This window comes from Telluria sp. Soil_C_11, from assembly GCF_057657395.1.
Genome location: NZ_JBDGIN010000006.1, coordinates 187,332 through 205,111 on the forward strand (window position 1 = coordinate 187,332; position 17,780 = coordinate 205,111).

A 17,780-nucleotide genomic window follows, 5' to 3' on the forward strand; every position below is an offset into this window, starting at 1 on the left:
ACCCGGCGGCACGAGTGCTTTCGGAAAAATTTCTTGCAAAAATGATCTCAGGTGATCTGCTGGATACCCGCCAGCACCCATCCACCCGTGCCCGACAGCGGTTTCGCCAGGTTCCACACCTCGACATACGGCTCGGCCTGCGCGCCCGGGGCGTTGCGGATCATGCCGTTGAACTGCACGCTCGCCAGGTAGTCGCGCTCGGTGGTTTCGATGCCCAGCAGCTGGGCGTCGATCGAGACGACTTCCGTATAGTCCTGGTTGCCGCCGCGCTCCTGGATCTGCAGCTGCAGCTCGGCGAATACTTCGGGCGAGGTGAATTCGCGCAGGTCGGCCAGGTCGCCGCGGTCCCAGGCGGCCTGCATGCGGATGAACGAGGCTTTCGCATGGCGCAGGAAGGCATCGGTATCGAAGCCTTCCGGCACGCCCCACTGCTGGTGGGCGCCCTGCTTGTTCAACGACACGTTCGAGGTCGGCTGGTTGTAGCCGCCCTGGTAGGCATTCGGCTGCCAGCCCTGGTTCAGGCCCGAGCCGATTTCCGGGGTGGCGGTGGCCGGCACCGGGTTCTGGTTGAAGCCGGAAAACTGCGGATTGGCCGGGGTATCCTTGCGGCGGAACATGCGCACGATGAACATCACGGCGAACACCAGCAGCAGGATCATCAGGATCGAAGACAGCGCGCTGGCCATGGCGCCGCCGATGCCGAAGTGCGAGAACAGCGCGCCCAGGCCCAGGCCCAGCAGGGCCCCGCCCAGTACGCCCTTCCACATGCTCGGACGCTTCTGCGGAATCGGCTGCGGCGCCATCGGGGCCGGCGCCGGACGCTGGTAGGACGGCTGCTGCACCGGGCTCGGCGCCGGCGCCGGGGCCGGTGCGCGCATCCGGCTGACCGACGACGACTGGCGGCCGAAGGAACGGCCGCCGCCCACGGGACGCGCGAACGCATCGGCAACCATCGACAGTGCGGTCACTGCGATCATCATGCTGGCCAAGAATTTCTTCATCGTCGACACCTCAAAGTTTGATACCGGTGTGCAGCGCGGCCACACCAGCCGTCAGGTTGTAGTACTGCACGCGTTCCAGGCCCACGCCTTCCATCATCGATTTCAGCGTTTCCTGGTCCGGGTGCATGCGGATCGATTCGGCCAGGTAGCGGTAGCTCTCGGCATCGCCCGCGATGCGCTGGCCCAGCCACGGCAGCACCGAGAACGAATAGATGTCGTACGGCTTCTGCAGCGGCGCCGCCACTTTCGAGAACTCCAGCACCAGCAGCTTGCCGCCCGGCTTCAGCACGCGGCGCATCTCGGCCAGCGCCTGGTCCTTGTGCGTCATGTTGCGCAGGCCGAAAGCCACGCTGACCCGGTCGAAGTAATTATCGGGAAACGGCAACTTCTCCGCATCACACAGCAAGGTGGGGGTGACTAGACCTTTATTCAATAGGCGGTCCCGGCCGACGCGCAGCATCGATTCGTTGATGTCGGTGAGCCAGACCTCGCCGCTGGGCCCCGCCTGCCTGGCGAACGCCTTGGCCAGGTCGCCGGTGCCGCCGGCGATGTCGAGCACCTTGAAGCCGGGACGCACGCCCGCCTGGGCGATCGTGAACGTCTTCCAGATGCGGTGCAGGCCGCCGGACATCAGGTCGTTCATCACGTCGTACTTCGACGCGACCGAGTGGAAAACCTTGGCGACTTCGTGGACCTTGTCGTCCTCGGAAACAGTCTTGTAGCCGAAATGGGTGGTGTTGGTCATATCGTTTGCCAGTTTGATCTTCTTGCATTATACAAGGGCCATCCCGGGCGCAGGCGCCATCCACCTTTCATACTGCCGGGCTGCCGGAACGGCCTGGTTCCGAAGTTGTCGTGGAAATAACAACACTGTCCCACGTTCCGTTTCAATCGTGCAGCACTTTCTTGAAATTTTGCTTATAGTGATTCAGCTTTGTCGAGTTCGAATGGCGCAGACCAGCGGACCCGCCAGGGTTTTATACAAAATTCCTTTAGAGAGAGATATGACATGGCGACTGGCACTGTGAAATGGTTCAACGATTCCAAGGGTTTCGGCTTCATCAAACCGGATGACGGCGGCGACGACCTGTTCGCGCACTTCTCGGCGATCAATGTTGCCGGCTTCAAGTCCCTGGCGGAGAACCAGCGCGTCAGCTTCGAAATCACCACCGGCCCGAAGGGCAAGCAAGCGGCGAACATCCAGCCGCAGGCGTAATCGCCGAACAGCCGGCTCGACCGGCATAAAAAAGCGCCGAGCATTGCCGGCGCTTTTTTCGTTTACGCCGCAGCGGTGAGACTGGCTCAGTGATGGTGTCCGCAAGCATGGGGCTTCGCCGCCGCGCCCGGCAGCACGGTGCCCGGCTCGCGTCCGCTGTCGCCCGGGAAGCCGGCGGCTTGCAGGCGCTGCAGGTAGTCCTGCCACAGCGCCTCGTGCTCGCGGCCCAGCTTGTACAGGTAGTCCCAGGTATAGATGCCGGAATTGTGGCCATCGGTGAACAGCGGCTTCACGGCATAGTTGCCGACCGGCTCGACGCCTTCGATGCCGACGTTGCGCTTGCCGACCTGCAGCACTTCCTGGCCCGGGCCGTGGCCCTTCACTTCGGCCGAGGGCGAGTACACCCGCATCAGCTCGAACGGGATGGAAAAGGCGGCGCCGTCGTCGAAGGCGATTTCCAGCAGTCTGGATTGCTGGCGGATGGTGAGGTTGGTTGGCGTGGGCATGGTGTCTACAAGTGATGACCCGTCGTCCCCGCGGAGGCGGGGACCCAAGTTCTGCATGAGCCGTCGGAACGCTTGCAAACTTGGGTTCCCGCCTTCGCGGGAACGACGGGATAGGCTGATTTTACTGCGTGACGAACTTCCGTTCGATTGCCGCCACCAACTCCGGCACCAGCGCCCTCCTCGCCTCCAGCACCTCTGCAGGCGTCTCACGCACCGCCTGCGCCCATACCGGGGCCGGGAAATGCGCATCGTCCGCGTAGCGCGGGATGACGTGCCAGTGCAGGTGCGGCACCACGTTGCCGAGGCTGGCGACGTTCACCTTCAGCGGCTGCAGCGCCTCGCGCACGGCCTGTTCCAGCTTCCACACGGCGTCGTTCAGCAGCAGGCGGTCTTCATCCGCCAGGTCGCTCATCTCGCGCACGTGTTCGTTCCAGACCACGCGGGCGAAGCCGGGGTAGTTGGGGTCGTCCACCACGATGACCGAGAACTTGTCGGTGGCGACCACCTTGGCGGCCGCCGCCAGTTCGCACAGCTCGCAACCCTGGACTTTCGTCATACCAGCACCCTCTCGATACCGCCGTTGTTCGCATTCGCCACGTAATCCGGCAGCCAGTTTTCGCCCAGCAGATGCCGCGCGATCTCGACCACGATGTAGTCGGCGGTCGTGCCCGAATCGTCGTTGTAGCGCGACAGGCCCTGCAGGCAGGACGGGCAACTGGTCAGGATCTTGACATCGCCCTTGAAGCCGTCGGCGCGCAGCTTGTCCGCGCCCTTCTCCATTTCCTGCTCCTTGCGGAAGCGGACCTGGGTCGCGATGTCGGGACGGCTCACCGCGAAGGTGCCCGATTCGCCGCAGCAGCGGTCGTTCTTCTCGATCTTCACGTTGTCCGCGGTCTGCACCAGCGCGTTCACGGTCTTGACCGAATCCTGCAGCTTCATCGGCGTGTGGCAGGGGTCGTGGTACATGTAGCGGGTGCCGGTGACGCCTTCCAGCCTGACGCCCTTCTCCAGCAGGTATTCATGGATGTCCATGATGCGGCAGCCCGGGAAGATCTTCTCGAACTCGTAGGTCGCGAGCTGGTCGTAGCAGGTGCCGCAGGAGACCAGCACCGTCTTGATGTCGAGGTAGTTCAGCGTGTTCGCCATGCGGTGGAACAGCACGCGGTTATCCGTCATCATCTTGTCGGCCTTGTCGTACTGGCCGGCGCCGCGCTGCGGGTAGCCGCAGCACAGGTAGCCCGGCGGCAGCACGGTCTGCACGCCGACTTCCCACAGCATCGCCTGGGTCGCCAGGCCCACCTGCGAGAACAGGCGCTCGGAGCCGCAGCCCGGGAAGTAGAACACGGCTTCGGTGTCGGCGTTGGTGACCTTCGGATTGCGGATGATCGGGATGACCTTGTCGTCCTCGATGTCCAGCAGGGCGCGCGCGGTCTTCTTCGGCAGGTTGCCCGGCATCTTCTTGTTCACGAAGTGGATCACCTGCTCGCGCACCGGCGCCTTGCCGGTGGTGGGGGGCGGCGCCTTGGTCTGTTCCTTTGCCACCGCCTTCAGCACGCTGGCGCCGAGGCGCTGGGCTTTATAACCCCAGTCGACCATCGCCTTGCGGGTGGCGTTGATGGTGGTCGGGTCGGTCGCGTTCAGGAAGAACATGGCGGCGCGATTGGCCGGCTTGAAGCTGCGCTTGTCCATCTTGCGCAGCAGGTTACGCATGTTCATCGAGACGTCGCCGAAGTCGATGTTGACCGGGCACGGCGTCACGCACTTGTGGCACACGGTGCAGTGGTCGGACACGTCCTCGAATTCTTCCCAGTGCCGGATCGAGACGCCGCGGCGGGTCTGCTCCTCGTACAGGAAAGCTTCGATCAGCGCCGAGGTCGCGAGGATCTTGTCGCGCGGCGAGTACAGCAGGTTCGCCTGCGGCACGTGGGTGGTGCAGACCGGCTTGCACTTGCCGCAGCGCAGGCAGTCCTTGACGCTGTTGGCGATCTCGCCGATGTCGCTCTGCTGCATGATCAGCGACTCGTGGCCCATCAGGCCGAACGACGGCGTGTAGGCGTTGCGCAGGTCGGCGTAGGCGGTGTCGGTGTTGAGCAGCTTGCCCTTGTTGAAGCGCCCTTCCGGGTCGACGCGCTGCTTGTAGTCGCGGAAGTCGCGGATCTCCTCCTCGGTCAGGAACTCCAGCTTGGTGATGCCGATGCCGTGTTCGCCCGAGATCACGCCGTCCAGCGAACGCGCCAGCTTCATGATGCGCTCGACCGCTTTGTGGGCGTCCTGCAGCATCGCGTAGTCGTCCGAGTTCACCGGCAGGTTGGTGTGCACGTTGCCGTCGCCCGCGTGCATGTGCAGCGCGACGAACACGCGCGAGCGCAGCACGCGCTGGTGGATGGCGGTCGCCTCGTCGAGGATCGGCTTGTAGGCCGCGCCATTGAAGATCTGGCGCAGCGGCGCGCGGATGTCGGTCTTCCACGAAACGCGCACGGTGTGGTCCTGCACCACGTCGAAGAGAAGCGCCTGCGGCTGCGCCGAGATGCGGCGCTCGAAGGTCTCGTAGAAGCCGTCCAGGCCGAACTCCGCCAGCTTGCCCAGCACCGCCGTCAACGGCTGGTCGAGGTTGGCCAGCAGCCAGCCCCAGCGCGCCGCCACCTTGCCCAGCAACTCGTCGGCCTGCTGCGGACGGTCGCCCAGGATCTCTTCCTTCGACACGCCTTCGCCGGTGGCGTCGTCGGCCTTGGTCACTTCCAGTTGGCCGGAGCGGAACAGGGCGTGCAGTTCCTCGACCAGTTTCAGCTTGTTCCTGATCGAGAGTTCGATGTTGATGCGCTCGATGCCGTCGGTGTACTCGCCCATGCGGTTCAGCGGGATCACGACGTCTTCGTTGATCTTGAAGGCGTTGGTGTGGCGCGCGATGGCCGCGGTGCGGGCGCGGTCCAGCCAGAATTTTTTCCTGGCTTCGGCGCTGACGGCGATGAAGCCCTCGCCCACGCGGGTGTTCGCCAGCCGCACCACTTCGGATGCGGCCTGTGCGACGGCGTTCTCGTCGTCGCCGACGATGTCGCCGAACAGCGCCATCTTGGGGAGCGTGCCGCGCTTGGATTTGGTGGCGTAGCCGACCGCGCGCAGGTAGCGTTCATCGAGGTGTTCGAGGCCCGCCAGGCGCAGGCTCTCGAATTCCGGCTTGCCGTTCTTGGGCAGGCTATCGAGATAGTCCTTGATCTCGACGATCGAAGGGATCGCATCGCGCGCCTGGCCGAAGAATTCGAGCGCCACGGTGCGCGTGAACTTCGGCATCTTGTGCAGGATCCAGCGGCTCGAGGTGATCAGGCCATCGGTACCTTCCTTCTGGATGCCCGGCAGGCCGGCCAGGAATTTGTCGGTCACGTCCTTGCCCAGGCCCTCCTTGCGGAAGCGGCGGCCTTCGATGGACAGGGTCTCGGTGCGGAACGGCGCGCCCTTGGGTGCGCCCTTCTCCGACGGATGGGTCCATTCCAGCCTGAAGGTCGCGACCGGGGCATCGTGGATCTTGCCGAGGTTGTGGTCGAGGCGGGTCACGTCCAGCCAGTCGCCGTTCGGGTCGACCATGCGCCAGGAAGCGAGGTTGTCGAGCGCCGTCCCCCACAGCACGGCCTTCTTGCCGCCCGCGTTCATCGCGATGTTCCCGCCGATGCAGGAGGCGTGGGCCGAGGTCGGATCGACCGCGAACACGAAGCCGGCCTTCTCGGCGGCCTGCGAGACTTGCTGGGTCACGACGCCGGCGCCCGTGAAGATGGTCGCGTACTCGCGGTCGACGCCCGGCAGGCGGCTCAGCTCGACCGGGCCGATCTGGATCAGCTTTTCGGTGTTGATGACGGCCGACATCGGGGTCAGCGGAATCGCGCCGCCGGTGTAGCCGGTGCCGCCGCCGCGCGGGATGATGGTCAGTCCGAGCTCGATGCAGCCCTTGACCAGGCCGGCCATCTCGTCTTCGCTGTCCGGCAGCAGCACCAGGAAGGGATATTCGACGCGCCAGTCGGTGGCGTCGGTCACGTGCGAGGTGCGGTGCATGCCGTCGAAGCGGATGTTGCGCTTGTCGGTGTAGCGGCCCAGCACGGCTTTCGCGCGCTTGCGCAAGTCGTACATCGCGCGGAACTCGTTGCCGAAATCGTCGACCGCCTTGCGGGCCGCGGCCAGCAACTGCTCGACCGCGCTGCTGCGCGCCGCGGCGGTGGCGGCATCGGCGCCGTCGCCGGCATCGACGGCCAGGCGGCGCTTGTCGACTTCGGCCAGGCGGTGATGCAGGGCCTCGATCAGCTTGGCGCGCCGCTTCGGGTTGTCCAGCATGTCGTCCTGCAGATACGGATTGCGGCGCACGACCCAGATGTCGCCGAGCACCTCGTACAGCATGCGCGCCGAGCGCCCGGTCTGGCGTGCGCCGCGCAGTTCGTCCAGCAGGCGCCAGGAGGACTCGCCCAGCAGGCGGATCACGATCTCGCGGTCGGAAAACGAGGTGTAGTTATAGGGAATCTCGCGCAGGCGGGCGGGCGCGTTCTCTTCGAGGAGGGCGTGGATATTGGCTGGTGCGTTCATGGAATCGGCTGACGAACTGACGCGTAGTGGACAGTTATTCTAGCTTATTGCGATGCACCATGCTGGCGACGGAGCGATTTTTACAAGGCCGGTTTAGCACAAACATCGGAAAAACGTGTTTCGATGCAAATTTTCGATGCACAAAAACCCTTTTTTGCACCGAAAACTCGGCCTTATATCTACCACGGCATCTTATCCACGCAGGGTGGGCATGGCCCTGGTCTCCAGCCCGGCCAGCCAGGTCCGATAGCGCCGCGTCAGCCGCACGCTGCGCAACTGGTCGAGCACCAGCGTGACCAGGGGACTGTAGGCGGACAGCGCGCCACCGCCCCGGCCCAGCGCATGCAGGCGGCGCCGCACCAGCGCCATCCGCGCCAGGCTGGTGAGCGCCTTGTCCTTCCAGTCCACGAGGGGCATGGCGGCGACCGGCTCGCGCCCCGCCTGCCACTCGCGCGGCAAGTCGGGCACCGCGGCCAGCGCCGTCGCCATGCCGACGATGGCGACGCCGCCCGCCAGCACCTGTTCGGCAACCGCGCGGCGGGCGATGCCGCCGGTGGTCATCAGCGGCATCGCCGCGACCCGCGCCAGGTCGCTGGCGAATTCCAAAAAGTAGGCTTCGCGCGCGAGCGTGCGGCCGTCGGCGGTGCGGCCCTGCATGGCGGGGCTCTCGTAACTCCCGCCGGACAGCTCGACCAGGTCGACACCCTCCCCGTTCAGCATCGCCAGCACCTGGCGTGCGTCGTCCGCGGAAAAGCCGCCGCGCTGGAAGTCGGCCGAGTTCAGCTTGACCGCGACGCAGAAGCCCGGAGACACGCGGGCGCGCACGCTTCTTACGACTTCCAGCAGCAGGCGCGCGCGGTTGGCCAGGCTGCCGCCCCAGGCATCCTCTCTCCGGTTGGTCAGCGGCGACAGGAATTGCGAAATCAAATAGCCATGTGCCGCGTGGATCTGGACGCCGGTGAAGCCTGCCCGTTCCGCCGCATGGGCCGTCGCTGCGAAGCGTTCGATCACTTCCGCGATGTCGGCCTCCTCCATCGCGACCGGCCGCGCGAACAGCTTGCTGTGCTTGCCCAGGTCCAGCGCCACCGCCGATGGCGCCCATGCCAGCCCGCCCATGTTCGCCATCACCTGGCGGCCCGGATGGCTGATCTGCATCCAGGCCTGGGCGCCGCGTGCGCGCGCGGCCTGGGCCCAGGCCGCGAACGGCGCGAGCGGCGTGTCGCTTTCCAGCGCGATGGTGCCCGGACCGGTCAGGGCGCGCCGGTCGACCATCACGTTGCCGGTGATGAGCAGCCCGGTGCCGCCCTCGGCCCAGCGCTGGTAGAGGCGATGGATGGCGGGCCCCGGCAACTGGCCGGCGTCGGCCAGGGTTTCTTCCATGGCGGCTTTGGCCAGGCGGTTCGGGACGGTCGCGCCGTTCGGCAGGGTCAAGGTAGTAAACAGCATGGGGTTTCCTGAAATCGGGTGTCGATGCGGTATCCTAAGCTTGAAGTCAACTTCAAGGTCAAGCGTAAAAATGAACATGAAAATCGGCGAACTCGCGGAACGCACCGGCATTCCGGCATCGACCATCCGCTACTACGAAAAGGAAGGACTGCTGCCGAAGGCGCAGCGCGGCGCGAATGGCTACCGGGTGTACCAGGACAGCGCGCTGGAACGCCTGGACCTGATCCAGCTCGGCCAGAATCTCGGCTTTTCGCTGGAGGCGATCCGGACGGTGACAGGGCTGCAGGGCGATGCGCTGAAGGATGCGCTGCTCGGCAAGCTGGAGGCGCGGCTGGAAGAAATCGACCGCCTGCGCGCCGTCCTGGACGCCCAGCGCCGCTCGGTGATCGCAGCGAAGGAACGGGTGCAGGCCGCGGCGGCCCGCGGCGAGTGCCGGGTGCAGGCCGGCTGGCCCGCGGCCGGCTGCATCAAGGACTAGCCGAACCAGCGGCTGGTGGTGTCGCCGATCCACTTCCACCACCCGTCCGGCACATACAGCAGGGTCGCGGTCATGAAGATATAGCGTCCGAACTTGCCGATCGCCATGTACATCACGCTGGACCAGAACGGCAGGTGCAGCCAGCCGGCCAGGGTGCACAGCGGATCGCCGATGCCCGGCACCCAGGACAGCAGCATGGTCTTGGAACCGTAGCGCGCCAGCCAGTGGAACCAGCGCGATTTGCGCTCCTTGGCGAAGGCGACCTTGGCGCGGTAGCCGATCCAGTAGTCCACCGCGCCGCCCAGGGTGTTGCCGACGGTCGCGACCAGGATCGCCGGCCAGAACATGGCCGGATTGGCCTTCACGACGGCGAACACGGCCGGTTCGGAGCCGAGCGGCAGCAGGGTCGCCGAGACAAAGGCGATCAGGAAGACGGAGGTGAGTCCGACGGCTGGTGCGGCAAGGAGTTTCAGCAACCAGAGGACGGCGGACTCGATCATCGAAGAAGTGGTGGACGTGGTGGAGGTGAGTGGTCCATTATAATGAGGAAAAACCCCGCATCACGACACGGTAGGCTTCGCCCCACCCGGCAACGCCCGCCATCCAGGACACCTCATCGGTTACCGCCTAGCAGGACAGTCTCGCGTCGCCCCGGAATCCAGAGATCGCATCCGCCATGACTACCGACTACCTCAAGAAAATCCTGACCGCGCGCGTCTACGACGTGGCCCAAGAAACCCCGCTCGAATATGCCCCGACGCTGTCGCAGCGCATGGGCAACCGCATTTATTTCAAGCGCGAGGACATGCAGAGCGTGTTCAGCTTCAAGCTGCGCGGCGCGTACAACAAGATGGCGCACCTGACGCCCGAGCAGCTCAAGCGCGGCGTGATCTGCGCCTCGGCCGGCAACCATGCGCAGGGCGTGGCCCTGTCGGCGAGCCGGCTCGGCTGCCGCGCCCTGGTCGTGATGCCGACCACCACGCCGCCCGTCAAGATCAACGCGGTCAAGGCGCGCGGCGGCGCCAACGTCGAAGTGGTGCTGCACGGCGATTCCTATACCGACGCCTACCACCATGCCTTGAGCCTGGAACGCGAACAGAAACTGACCTTCGTGCATCCCTTCGACGATCCGGACGTGATCGCCGGCCAGGGCACGATCGGCATGGAGATCCTGCGCCAGCACTCCGGCCCGATCCACGCGATCTTCGTCGCCATCGGCGGCGGCGGCCTGATTGCCGGCGTCGGCGCGTATGTGAAAGCGGTGCGTCCGGACATCAGGATCATCGGCGTGCAGACCGTGGATTCCGATGCGATGGCAAAGAGTTTGAAGGCCGGCGAGCGCGTCACCCTGCCCGACGTCGGCCTGTTCTCGGACGGCACCGCGGTCAAGCTGGTGGGCGAGGAAACCTTCCGCATCGCCCAGGAAGTGGTCGACGAGATCGTGATCGTCGATACCGATGCGATCTGCGCCGCGATCCAGGACGTGTTCCAGGACACCCGCAGCATCCTCGAACCGGCCGGCGCGCTGGCCGTCGCCGGCGCCAAGGCCTATATCGAGCGTTCGCAGATGACGCGCGAGCCGGTCAAGGGCGAGACCCTGGTGGCGGTGGCCTGCGGCGCCAACATGAACTTCGACCGCCTGCGCTTCGTGGCCGAGCGCGCCGAAGTCGGCGAGGATCGCGAGGCCGTGTTCGCCGTCACCATCCCCGAGCAGCGCGGCAGCTTCAAGCGCTTCTGCGCCCTGGTCGGCCCGCGCAACGTCACCGAATTCAACTACCGCATCAGCGACGACCGCGAAGCCCACATCTTCGTGGGCGTGCAGATCGGCAGCCGCAGCGAGTCCGGCATGCTGGCGCGCACCTTCGAGGAACACGGCTTCCGCACCCTCGACCTGACGCACGACGAGCTGGCCAAGCTGCACATCCGCCACCTGGTGGGCGGCAAGAGCGCGCTGGCGCACGACGAGCTGCTGTACCGCTTCGAATTCCCGGAACGCCCGGGCGCGCTGATGCGCTTCCTCGACAGCATGGCGCCGAACTGGAATATTTCGCTGTTCCACTACCGCAACCAGGGCGGCGACGTCGGCCGCATCCTGGTCGGCCTGCAGGTGCCGGGCGGCGAGATGGATGAGTTCCGGCAATTCCTGGCCAGCCTGGGGTATCGCCACTGGGACGAAACGCAGAACCCGGTCTACAAGCTGTTCCTGTGATGTCATGCGTGGGCACGTGGTGCCCACCCTAGGGGCGTCTAATGTAGGGTGGGCACCACGTGCCCACGCGGAAGCGGCGCAGCGATCAGCGGAAACGGTGTACGATAGCCGGCTTTGCCGACGCGGCATGCCCGCGTCAAGTCCGTCTATCGAGACTGAACCATGACCAATACCCCTGATCAATCGCCGCTCGGTAAGACCTCGGCCTACCAGACCCAGTACGCGCCCGAGCTGCTGTTTCCCATTCCGCGCCAGCAGAAGCGCGACGAGCTCGGCCTGGCCGGCACCCTGCCCTTCTTCGGCGTCGACATCTGGAATGCCTACGAACTGTCGTGGCTGAACATGCGCGGCAAGCCGCAGGTGGCGATCGCGACGATTACCGCGCCGGCCGATTCGCCCAACATCGTCGAATCGAAGTCGTTCAAGCTGTACCTGAACTCCTTCAACCAGACCCGCCTGGCGAACACCGACGCCCTGCTGGCCCTGCTGCGCGAAGACCTGTCGAACGCCTTCGGCGCGCCGGTGCACGTGGCGCTGACCCTGCCGGAAGACTTCGGCAAGCTGAGGATGGGCGAGCTGGAAGGCGTGCTGCTGGACCGCCTCGACATCGAGGTCGAGAACTATGCGCCGGCGCCGGAACTGCTGCGCGCCAGGCACGACGAAGCCGCGGTCGAAGAAACCCTGGTGTCGCACCTGCTGAAGTCGAACTGCCTGGTGACGGGTCAGCCGGACTGGGCCAGCGTGCAGATCCATTACGTCGGTCCGCAGATCGACCAGGAAAGCCTGCTGCGCTACCTGATCGGTTTCCGCGAGCACAACGAATTCCACGAGCAATGTGTCGAGCGCATCTTTACCGACATCCTGCGCCAGTGCAAACCGAACAAGCTGGCCGTGTACGCGCGCTACACCCGGCGCGGCGGACTCGACATCAACCCCTGGCGCGCCAACTTCAGCACGGGTAAACCGCCCAACCTGCGCACCGCCCGCCAGTAAGGCTCGTGCGCCATGCGCGGGTTGTATAGAAAACCCGCGCATCGTCCCCATCTAATGTCCGATTCCAGCGACAGAATCGTGTCATCGGCGCGACGTCAACTGGCGCGCCGCGCCATGCGCCACACTGGGCAGGTTGGCAAGATTCGGCTAGAAAATACGAAAGATGGTGCTGAAATAACCCTTTCTGTGCGCAAAATTTGGAATTTCGTAGCGGAAATTGCGTACGGCCTTATGAGGATCGCGAACACCCACTTGTACCGACGCGAAATCGAATTACACGGCCATAAAACAAGCCTATAATTCCCGCTCGCAAGCACCTGGGTGCACCGCAATACGAAGCGTGTTATGACTAATCTAAGCAAAATCCTCTCGCTCGAAAACGTTCAGCTTGATCTGGAAGTGTCGAGCAAGAAGCGCGCCTTTGAACAGGCCGGCCTGATTTTCGAGAACAACTGCGGCATCGCCCGCTCGACGGTCTCGGACAACCTGTTCGCGCGCGAACGCCTCGGTTCCACCGGTCTCGGCCATGGCGTGGCCGTGCCGCATGGCCGGATCAAGGGCAGCAAGAGCCTGAAGTCGCCGCTGGCCGCTTTCGTGCGCCTGGCCGAGCCGATTCCCTTCGAATCGCCGGACGGCCTGCCGGTGAGCCTGCTGTTCTTCCTGCTGATCCCGGACCACGTGACCCAGCAGCACCTGGAAATCCTGTCCGAAATCGCCGAACTGTTCTCGGACGAAGCCGTGCGCACCGCGCTGGCCACCGATCCGGATCCGCGCTCGGTCCACGAGCGCATCATCAACTGGCAACCCAGCCTGCAAGCTTTGGGTTAAGACGATGCTGCAGACACCGCTGACCATCCAGAGGCTGTACGACGACAATCGCGACAGCCTGCAGCTCGGCTGGTTCGCGGGTTTCCCCGGCGGCGAGCGCCTGATCTCGGGCGACGCCGTCTCGGCCGCCGACCAGGTGGGCCACCTGAACCTGATCCACCCTGGCCGCATCCAGGTGTTCGGGCACCAGGAACTGAACTACTACCAGCGCCTCAAGACGGGCTCGCGCAGCCACATGATCGGCGAAATGATCGCGGGCGGCCCGCCGGCACTGATCATCGCGCAAGGCCTGGACACCCCGCCGGACATCCTCGCCATCTGCGACGAGCAGAACATTCCGCTGTTCTCGACGCCGCTGCCGGCGGCCCAGGTGATCGACTTCCTGCGGGTCTATTTATCCAAGAAATTGGCGCAGCGCGTGATCATGCATGGCGTGTTCATGGACGTGCTGGGCGTGGGCGTTCTGATCACCGGCGATTCCGGCCTGGGAAAAAGCGAGCTGGGCCTGGAACTGATCTCGCGTTCGCACGGCCTGGTGGCCGACGACGCGGTCGAATTCTCGCGCATCGCGCCGAACATGATCGAGGGCCGCTGCCCGCCGCTGCTGCAGAACCTGCTCGAAGTGCGCGGCCTCGGCCTGCTCGACATCAAGGCGATCTTCGGCGAGACTGCGGTGCGCCGCAAGATGCGGCTGAAGCTGATCGTCCACCTGGTCAAGCGCGGTGCGCTGGACGAGGAAGTCGAGAGACTGCCCTTCCACTTCCCGACCGAGGACGTGCTGGGCCTGCCGATCCGCAAAGTGGTGATTCCCGTCGCGGCCGGCCGCAACATCGCGGTGCTGCTGGAAGCCGCGGTGCGCAACACCATCCTGCAGCTGCGCGGCATCGACACGCTGCAGGAATTCATGGAGCGCCAGCGCCAGGCCATGAGCGGCGACTGAGGGCCGGGGACAAACCTTGTATTGATGCGGTATCATCACCATATGCGCATCGTCCTCATCACCGGTATCTCGGGCTCCGGCAAATCGGTTGCCCTGAACGTCCTCGAAGACGCAGGCTATTACTGCGTCGACAACCTCCCGCCCGCCCTGCTGCCCTCGCTGGTGGACACGATCGACGGCCCCGACAGCAAGTGCGTCGCCGTCGCGGTCGATGCCCGCAGCGCCGAATCGCTGGCCGAACTGCCGGCCACGGTGCGCATGCTGCGCGAGCAGGGTCATGAGGTGAAGGTGATGTACCTGACCGCCAGCACCCACTCGCTGGTGGCGCGCTTTTCCGAAACCCGCCGCAGCCATCCGCTGTCGCACGAGCTGCGCCCGGGCGAGAACCCGGCTTCGCGCCGCACGCTGATCGAATGCATTTCCGAGGAGCGTGAGCGCCTCGGCCCGATCGAGAAGCTGGGCCACGTGATCGACACTTCCGAACTGTCGGCGAACAAGCTGCGCGCCTGGGTCAAGGAACTGGCCGAGGTCGAATATGCGAAGCTGACCCTGTACTTCGAATCCTTCGCCTTCAAGCACGGCGTGCCGCTGGACGCCGACTTCGTGTTCGACGTGCGCGCGGTGCCGAACCCCTACTACGACCTGACGCTGCGCCCGCTGACCGGCAAGGACGCGCCCGTCATCGCCTTCCTCGACGCCCAGCCCCAGGCCACCGAGATGCTGGCCGACATCCGCGCCTTCGTGGCGAAATGGCTGCCCTCGTTCAAGACCGACAACCGCAGCTACCTGACGGTGGCGGTCGGCTGCACGGGCGGGCAGCACCGTTCCGTCTACATGGCGGAACGGCTGGCGGCCTATTTTGGCGATACCGAACGGGTGGTTGTGCGGCATCGGGAGCAGCACTGAATTTTCACCGCCTCTGAAGCTCCAGTAAGCCGCTTCCAGCCTGCGCAAACGTGAAGAGTGGCCGAGCCGTACGATTGGCCGGATTCGTTGCGTTTATTTCGTTTATTTCTTAGAATTCGATTACGGTGAGCTTGAAGATTGGAGAGGAAGCCATGTCTGCTGTAATTGATCGCTTGGAAAACAAGGAAGATGTGGAACTGGCCAAGGCAGCGCAGCGCTGCATCGTCAGTGCGCTCGACCACTCTCGGGCGGTCAATATCGCCATCCTCGAAGAAGGCGTCGAGAGGATCGAGGACTCGCCGGTCTTGAAATTGCCACCTAATGTGCTCCGCTTATTCGCGGATATGCTTGGTACGCTTGCTCAAGGACATGCCGTCGCCATCATGCCGAAAGAGATGGATATCTCGACGCAGGAAGCAGCCATGTTCCTGAACGTATCGCGGCCTTATCTGGTACGCATGCTAGACGAGGGAAAGATCCCGTATCACAAGGTTGGCACGCATCGCCGGATCAGGTTCGAGGATGTCGTCACATACAAGGAGCGGCGAAAAAAAGCATCCCACGACGCACTTCAAGAACTCATCGACCAGGCACAGGAACTTGATTTGGGCTATTGATGGCCGGGTACTACCGCTACACCGCAGTTCTCGATGCGTGCGTGCTCTATCCAGCACCGCTGCGCGATCTACTGATGAGCTTAGCCGTGGAAGGAATATACGGTGCGCGTTGGACCGCTCAAATACACGATGAGTGGATCCGCAATCTCATCGCAAAGCGCCCTGACCTGGACAAGCAAAAACTCCTGCAGACAAGCTCCCTGATGAACCAGGTCGTCGAGGATGCCTTGGTGGAGAACTATCAATACCTGATCCCCACTTTGGCATTGCCTGATCCGGATGACAGGCACGTGCTTGCGGCGGCGATCGTAGGCCATGCCGATGCGATCGTTACCTTCAACCTGAAGGATTTTCCGGAACAAAGCCTTTCCCAACATTCGATCGAGATATTGCATCCGGACGACTTCCTGATAGCACAATACGATCTCGACCAGATTCGCATGTTGAAAGTCATAAAATCCTGCCGCATCAAGCTGAGAAATCCACCAAAATCTGCCGGGGATTACATCGACACGCTCGAACAACAAGGCCTGCCACAAACCTGTCGGATCTTGCGGCAGGCAATCGACCTGATTTAGCGGGAGCCCAGGCACCGGCACCGGGCTCCACTGCTTCCTGTTACACCAGCCCAGTCGCGTAAAACACCCCGATCACGAAGAACACCGCCACGGTCTTGATGATCGTGATCGCAAAGATCTCGCGGTAGGACTCGCGGTGCGTCAGCCCGGTCACCGCCAGCAGGGTGATCACGGCGCCGTTGTGCGGCAGGGTGTCCATGCCGCCGCTGGCCATCGCCACCACGCGGTGCAGGACTTCCATCGGGATGTGGGCCGCCTCGGCGCCCTTGATGAACAGGTCGGACATGGCCGCCAGCGCGATGCTCATGCCGCCCGACGCCGAGCCGGTGATGCCGGCCAGCGAGCTGACCGAGACCGCGGCATTCACCAGCGGATTCGGGATCCCTTTCAGGGCGTCGCTCACGACGATGAAGCCCGGCAGCGCGGCGATCACGCCGCCGAAACCGTATTCGGACGCGGTGTTCATGGCCGCCAGCAGGGCGCCGCCGACGGCTTCCTTCGAACCGGCCGCGAATCGCTGGCTGACGCGGCGGAACGCGGTCGCGATCACCAGCAGGATGCCGAGCAGCAGCGCGGCTTCCACCGACCAAATCGCCAGCACGGTCTTGATGGTTGCCGTCACCGGGGTGTGCACGCCCGGCAGCACTTCGGTCGGCACGGTGTAGGCATCGCCGCCGTACCAGACCGGGATCATCCGGGTGAACACGAAGTTGGCCACGCCCACCAGCACCAGCGGCAGCACCGCGATGAGCGGATTCGGCAGCGCTTGCGTGTCGGCCGTTTCAGCCGCCTCGACGTGGGCGCCGTAGCCCTCTCCCTTGGCCATCGCGGCGCGGCGGCGCCACTCCAGGTAGGACAGGCCGACCACGATGATGAACAGCGAACCGATGGTGCCGAGCGCGGGGGCGGCCCAGCCGGTGGTCTTGAAGAAGGTGGTCGGGATGATGTTCTGGATCTGCGGGGTGCCCGGCAGCGAATCCATGGTGAACGAGAAGGCGCCCAGCGCGATCGCACCCGGCATCAGGCGCTTCGGGATATTGCTTTGGCGGTAGAGCTCGGCCGCGAACGGATACACCGCGAACACCACCACGAACAGCGACACGCCGCCATAGGTCAGCAGCGCGCACACGGCGACGATCACGGCGTTCGCGCGCGAGCGGCCGATATAGCGGATCGCGGCCTGCACGATGGATTTCGAGAAGCCGGACATCTCGATCACCTTGCCGAACACGGCGCCGAGCATGAACACGGGGAAGTAGAGCTTGACGAAGCCGACCATCTTTTCCATGAAGATGCCGGTAAACACCGGCGCCACGGCGGATGGGTCGGTGAACAGGACCGCGCCGAGCGCGGCGATCGGGGCAAACAGGATGACGCTATAGCCGCGGTAGGCGGCGACCATCAGGAAGGCCAGTGCGGCAGTACTAGCAGAAACGACAAAACAGACTCCTCCATTGTTCTACTTGATGTGTTGATGCCCCATCGCCGCGTCGAGCGGT

The 17,780-nt window shown here is 64.3% G+C and carries 16 protein-coding genes and 1 pseudogene; 9 read left to right on the forward strand and 8 right to left on the reverse strand.

Features of this window, described 5'->3' with window-relative positions:
• Positions 1–47 precede the first annotated feature (47 nt).
• Positions 48–1,001: a Tim44 domain-containing protein gene (locus AC3A6M_RS12570; RefSeq protein ID WP_487853066.1), complete on the reverse strand. Its 954-nt coding sequence runs from the start codon at positions 999–1,001 to the stop codon at positions 48–50.
• Between the two features lie 10 nt (positions 1,002–1,011).
• Positions 1,012–1,746, reverse strand: coding sequence for a bifunctional demethylmenaquinone methyltransferase/2-methoxy-6-polyprenyl-1,4-benzoquinol methylase UbiE (ubiE, locus tag AC3A6M_RS12575; protein ID WP_487853067.1), 735 nt, complete (start codon positions 1,744–1,746; stop codon positions 1,012–1,014).
• 264 nt (positions 1,747–2,010) lie between these two features.
• On the opposite strand from ubiE, the gene AC3A6M_RS12580 reads away from it, so the two are divergent.
• Positions 2,011–2,217 (forward strand): cold-shock protein, encoded by a 207-nt coding sequence (locus tag AC3A6M_RS12580; protein WP_441934951.1) that lies wholly within the window; start codon positions 2,011–2,013, stop codon positions 2,215–2,217.
• 86 nt (positions 2,218–2,303) lie between these two features.
• On the opposite strand, the gene AC3A6M_RS12585 is transcribed toward AC3A6M_RS12580, so the two are convergent.
• The 4 genes from AC3A6M_RS12585 to AC3A6M_RS12600 all read right to left on the reverse strand — a co-directional run bounded on the left by AC3A6M_RS12585 (position 2,304) and on the right by AC3A6M_RS12600 (position 8,732).
• The gene (locus tag AC3A6M_RS12585; protein ID WP_487853068.1) at positions 2,304–2,723 is read right to left on the reverse strand and encodes a gamma-butyrobetaine hydroxylase family protein; all 420 of its coding nucleotides are present in this window, start codon (positions 2,721–2,723) and stop codon (positions 2,304–2,306) included.
• 121 nt (positions 2,724–2,844) lie between these two features.
• Complete coding sequence (locus AC3A6M_RS12590; protein WP_487853069.1) at positions 2,845–3,279, reverse strand: HIT family protein; 435 nt, start codon at positions 3,277–3,279, stop codon at positions 2,845–2,847.
• On the reverse strand, positions 3,276–7,286 hold the full coding sequence (locus tag AC3A6M_RS12595; protein ID WP_487853070.1) for a DUF3683 domain-containing protein: 4,011 nt from the start codon (positions 7,284–7,286) through the stop codon (positions 3,276–3,278). The genes AC3A6M_RS12590 and AC3A6M_RS12595 overlap by 4 nt, the downstream gene beginning before the upstream one ends.
• A 192-nt stretch (positions 7,287–7,478) precedes the next feature.
• The gene (locus tag AC3A6M_RS12600) at positions 7,479–8,732 is read right to left on the reverse strand and encodes an NADH:flavin oxidoreductase/NADH oxidase family protein (RefSeq protein ID WP_487853071.1); all 1,254 of its coding nucleotides are present in this window, start codon (positions 8,730–8,732) and stop codon (positions 7,479–7,481) included.
• Positions 8,733–8,802: 70 nt separating this feature from the next.
• On the opposite strand from AC3A6M_RS12600, the gene AC3A6M_RS12605 reads away from it, so the two are divergent.
• Entirely contained in the window at positions 8,803–9,210 is a 408-nt protein-coding gene (locus tag AC3A6M_RS12605) for a MerR family transcriptional regulator (RefSeq protein WP_487853072.1), read from the forward strand.
• Here the strand turns inward: AC3A6M_RS12605 and AC3A6M_RS12610 are convergent.
• Entirely contained in the window at positions 9,207–9,710 is a 504-nt protein-coding gene (locus AC3A6M_RS12610; RefSeq protein ID WP_487853073.1) for a YqaA family protein, read from the reverse strand. The two genes, AC3A6M_RS12605 and AC3A6M_RS12610, sit on opposite strands and share 4 nt — an antisense overlap.
• A gap of 164 nt (positions 9,711–9,874) precedes the next feature.
• Here AC3A6M_RS12610 and ilvA point away from each other — a divergent pair, with 164 nt between their 5' ends.
• From ilvA to AC3A6M_RS12645, 7 genes are all read left to right on the forward strand, one after another.
• Positions 9,875–11,419: a threonine ammonia-lyase, biosynthetic gene (gene ilvA, locus AC3A6M_RS12615; RefSeq protein ID WP_487853172.1), complete on the forward strand. Its 1,545-nt coding sequence runs from the start codon at positions 9,875–9,877 to the stop codon at positions 11,417–11,419.
• A 162-nt stretch (positions 11,420–11,581) separates the two neighbouring features.
• A complete protein-coding gene (queF, locus tag AC3A6M_RS12620) occupies positions 11,582–12,412 on the forward strand; it encodes an NADPH-dependent 7-cyano-7-deazaguanine reductase QueF (protein WP_487853074.1) in 831 nt (276 codons plus the stop codon).
• 345 nt (positions 12,413–12,757) lie between these two features.
• Entirely contained in the window at positions 12,758–13,240 is a 483-nt protein-coding gene (locus AC3A6M_RS12625) for a PTS sugar transporter subunit IIA (protein WP_435571252.1), read from the forward strand.
• Positions 13,241–13,244: 4 nt separating this feature from the next.
• Complete coding sequence (hprK, locus tag AC3A6M_RS12630; RefSeq protein WP_230024320.1) at positions 13,245–14,180, forward strand: HPr(Ser) kinase/phosphatase; 936 nt, start codon at positions 13,245–13,247, stop codon at positions 14,178–14,180.
• 42 nt (positions 14,181–14,222) lie between these two features.
• Positions 14,223–15,086 carry an RNase adapter RapZ gene (gene rapZ, locus AC3A6M_RS12635; protein WP_487853075.1) on the forward strand — a complete coding sequence of 288 codons (864 nt, stop codon included), beginning with the start codon at positions 14,223–14,225 and terminating at the stop codon, positions 15,084–15,086.
• 152 nt (positions 15,087–15,238) lie between these two features.
• Positions 15,239–15,703: a helix-turn-helix domain-containing protein gene (locus tag AC3A6M_RS12640; RefSeq protein ID WP_487853076.1), complete on the forward strand. Its 465-nt coding sequence runs from the start codon at positions 15,239–15,241 to the stop codon at positions 15,701–15,703.
• Positions 15,703–16,281 (forward strand): PIN domain-containing protein, encoded by a 579-nt coding sequence (locus AC3A6M_RS12645; protein ID WP_487853077.1) that lies wholly within the window; start codon positions 15,703–15,705, stop codon positions 16,279–16,281. Before AC3A6M_RS12640 ends, AC3A6M_RS12645 begins: the two co-directional genes overlap by 1 nt.
• A gap of 40 nt (positions 16,282–16,321) precedes the next feature.
• Here AC3A6M_RS12645 and AC3A6M_RS12650 read toward each other — a convergent pair.
• A pseudogene (locus AC3A6M_RS12650) lies at positions 16,322–17,721 on the reverse strand (GntP family permease).
• Positions 17,722–17,780: the final 59 nt, after the last annotated feature.

Excerpts from the sequence above, each read along its gene's own strand:
- AC3A6M_RS12570 (WP_487853066.1), bottom strand. The coding sequence starts at position 1,001 with ATGAAGAAATTCTTGGCCAGCATGATGATCGCAGTGACCGCACTGTCG.
- ubiE (WP_487853067.1), bottom strand. The coding sequence starts at position 1,746 with ATGACCAACACCACCCATTTCGGCTACAAGACTGTTTCCGAGGACGAC.
- AC3A6M_RS12580 (WP_441934951.1), top strand. The coding sequence starts at position 2,011 with ATGGCGACTGGCACTGTGAAATGGTTCAACGATTCCAAGGGTTTCGGC.
- AC3A6M_RS12585 (WP_487853068.1), bottom strand. The coding sequence starts at position 2,723 with ATGCCCACGCCAACCAACCTCACCATCCGCCAGCAATCCAGACTGCTG.
- AC3A6M_RS12590 (WP_487853069.1), bottom strand. The coding sequence starts at position 3,279 with ATGACGAAAGTCCAGGGTTGCGAGCTGTGCGAACTGGCGGCGGCCGCC.
- AC3A6M_RS12595 (WP_487853070.1), bottom strand. The coding sequence starts at position 7,286 with ATGAACGCACCAGCCAATATCCACGCCCTCCTCGAAGAGAACGCGCCC.
- AC3A6M_RS12600 (WP_487853071.1), bottom strand. The coding sequence starts at position 8,732 with ATGCTGTTTACTACCTTGACCCTGCCGAACGGCGCGACCGTCCCGAAC.
- AC3A6M_RS12605 (WP_487853072.1), top strand. The coding sequence starts at position 8,803 with ATGAACATGAAAATCGGCGAACTCGCGGAACGCACCGGCATTCCGGCA.
- AC3A6M_RS12610 (WP_487853073.1), bottom strand. The coding sequence starts at position 9,710 with ATGATCGAGTCCGCCGTCCTCTGGTTGCTGAAACTCCTTGCCGCACCA.
- queF (WP_487853074.1), top strand. The coding sequence starts at position 11,582 with ATGACCAATACCCCTGATCAATCGCCGCTCGGTAAGACCTCGGCCTAC.
- AC3A6M_RS12625 (WP_435571252.1), top strand. The coding sequence starts at position 12,758 with ATGACTAATCTAAGCAAAATCCTCTCGCTCGAAAACGTTCAGCTTGAT.
- hprK (WP_230024320.1), top strand. The coding sequence starts at position 13,245 with ATGCTGCAGACACCGCTGACCATCCAGAGGCTGTACGACGACAATCGC.
- rapZ (WP_487853075.1), top strand. The coding sequence starts at position 14,223 with ATGCGCATCGTCCTCATCACCGGTATCTCGGGCTCCGGCAAATCGGTT.
- AC3A6M_RS12640 (WP_487853076.1), top strand. The coding sequence starts at position 15,239 with ATGTCTGCTGTAATTGATCGCTTGGAAAACAAGGAAGATGTGGAACTG.
- AC3A6M_RS12645 (WP_487853077.1), top strand. The coding sequence starts at position 15,703 with ATGGCCGGGTACTACCGCTACACCGCAGTTCTCGATGCGTGCGTGCTC.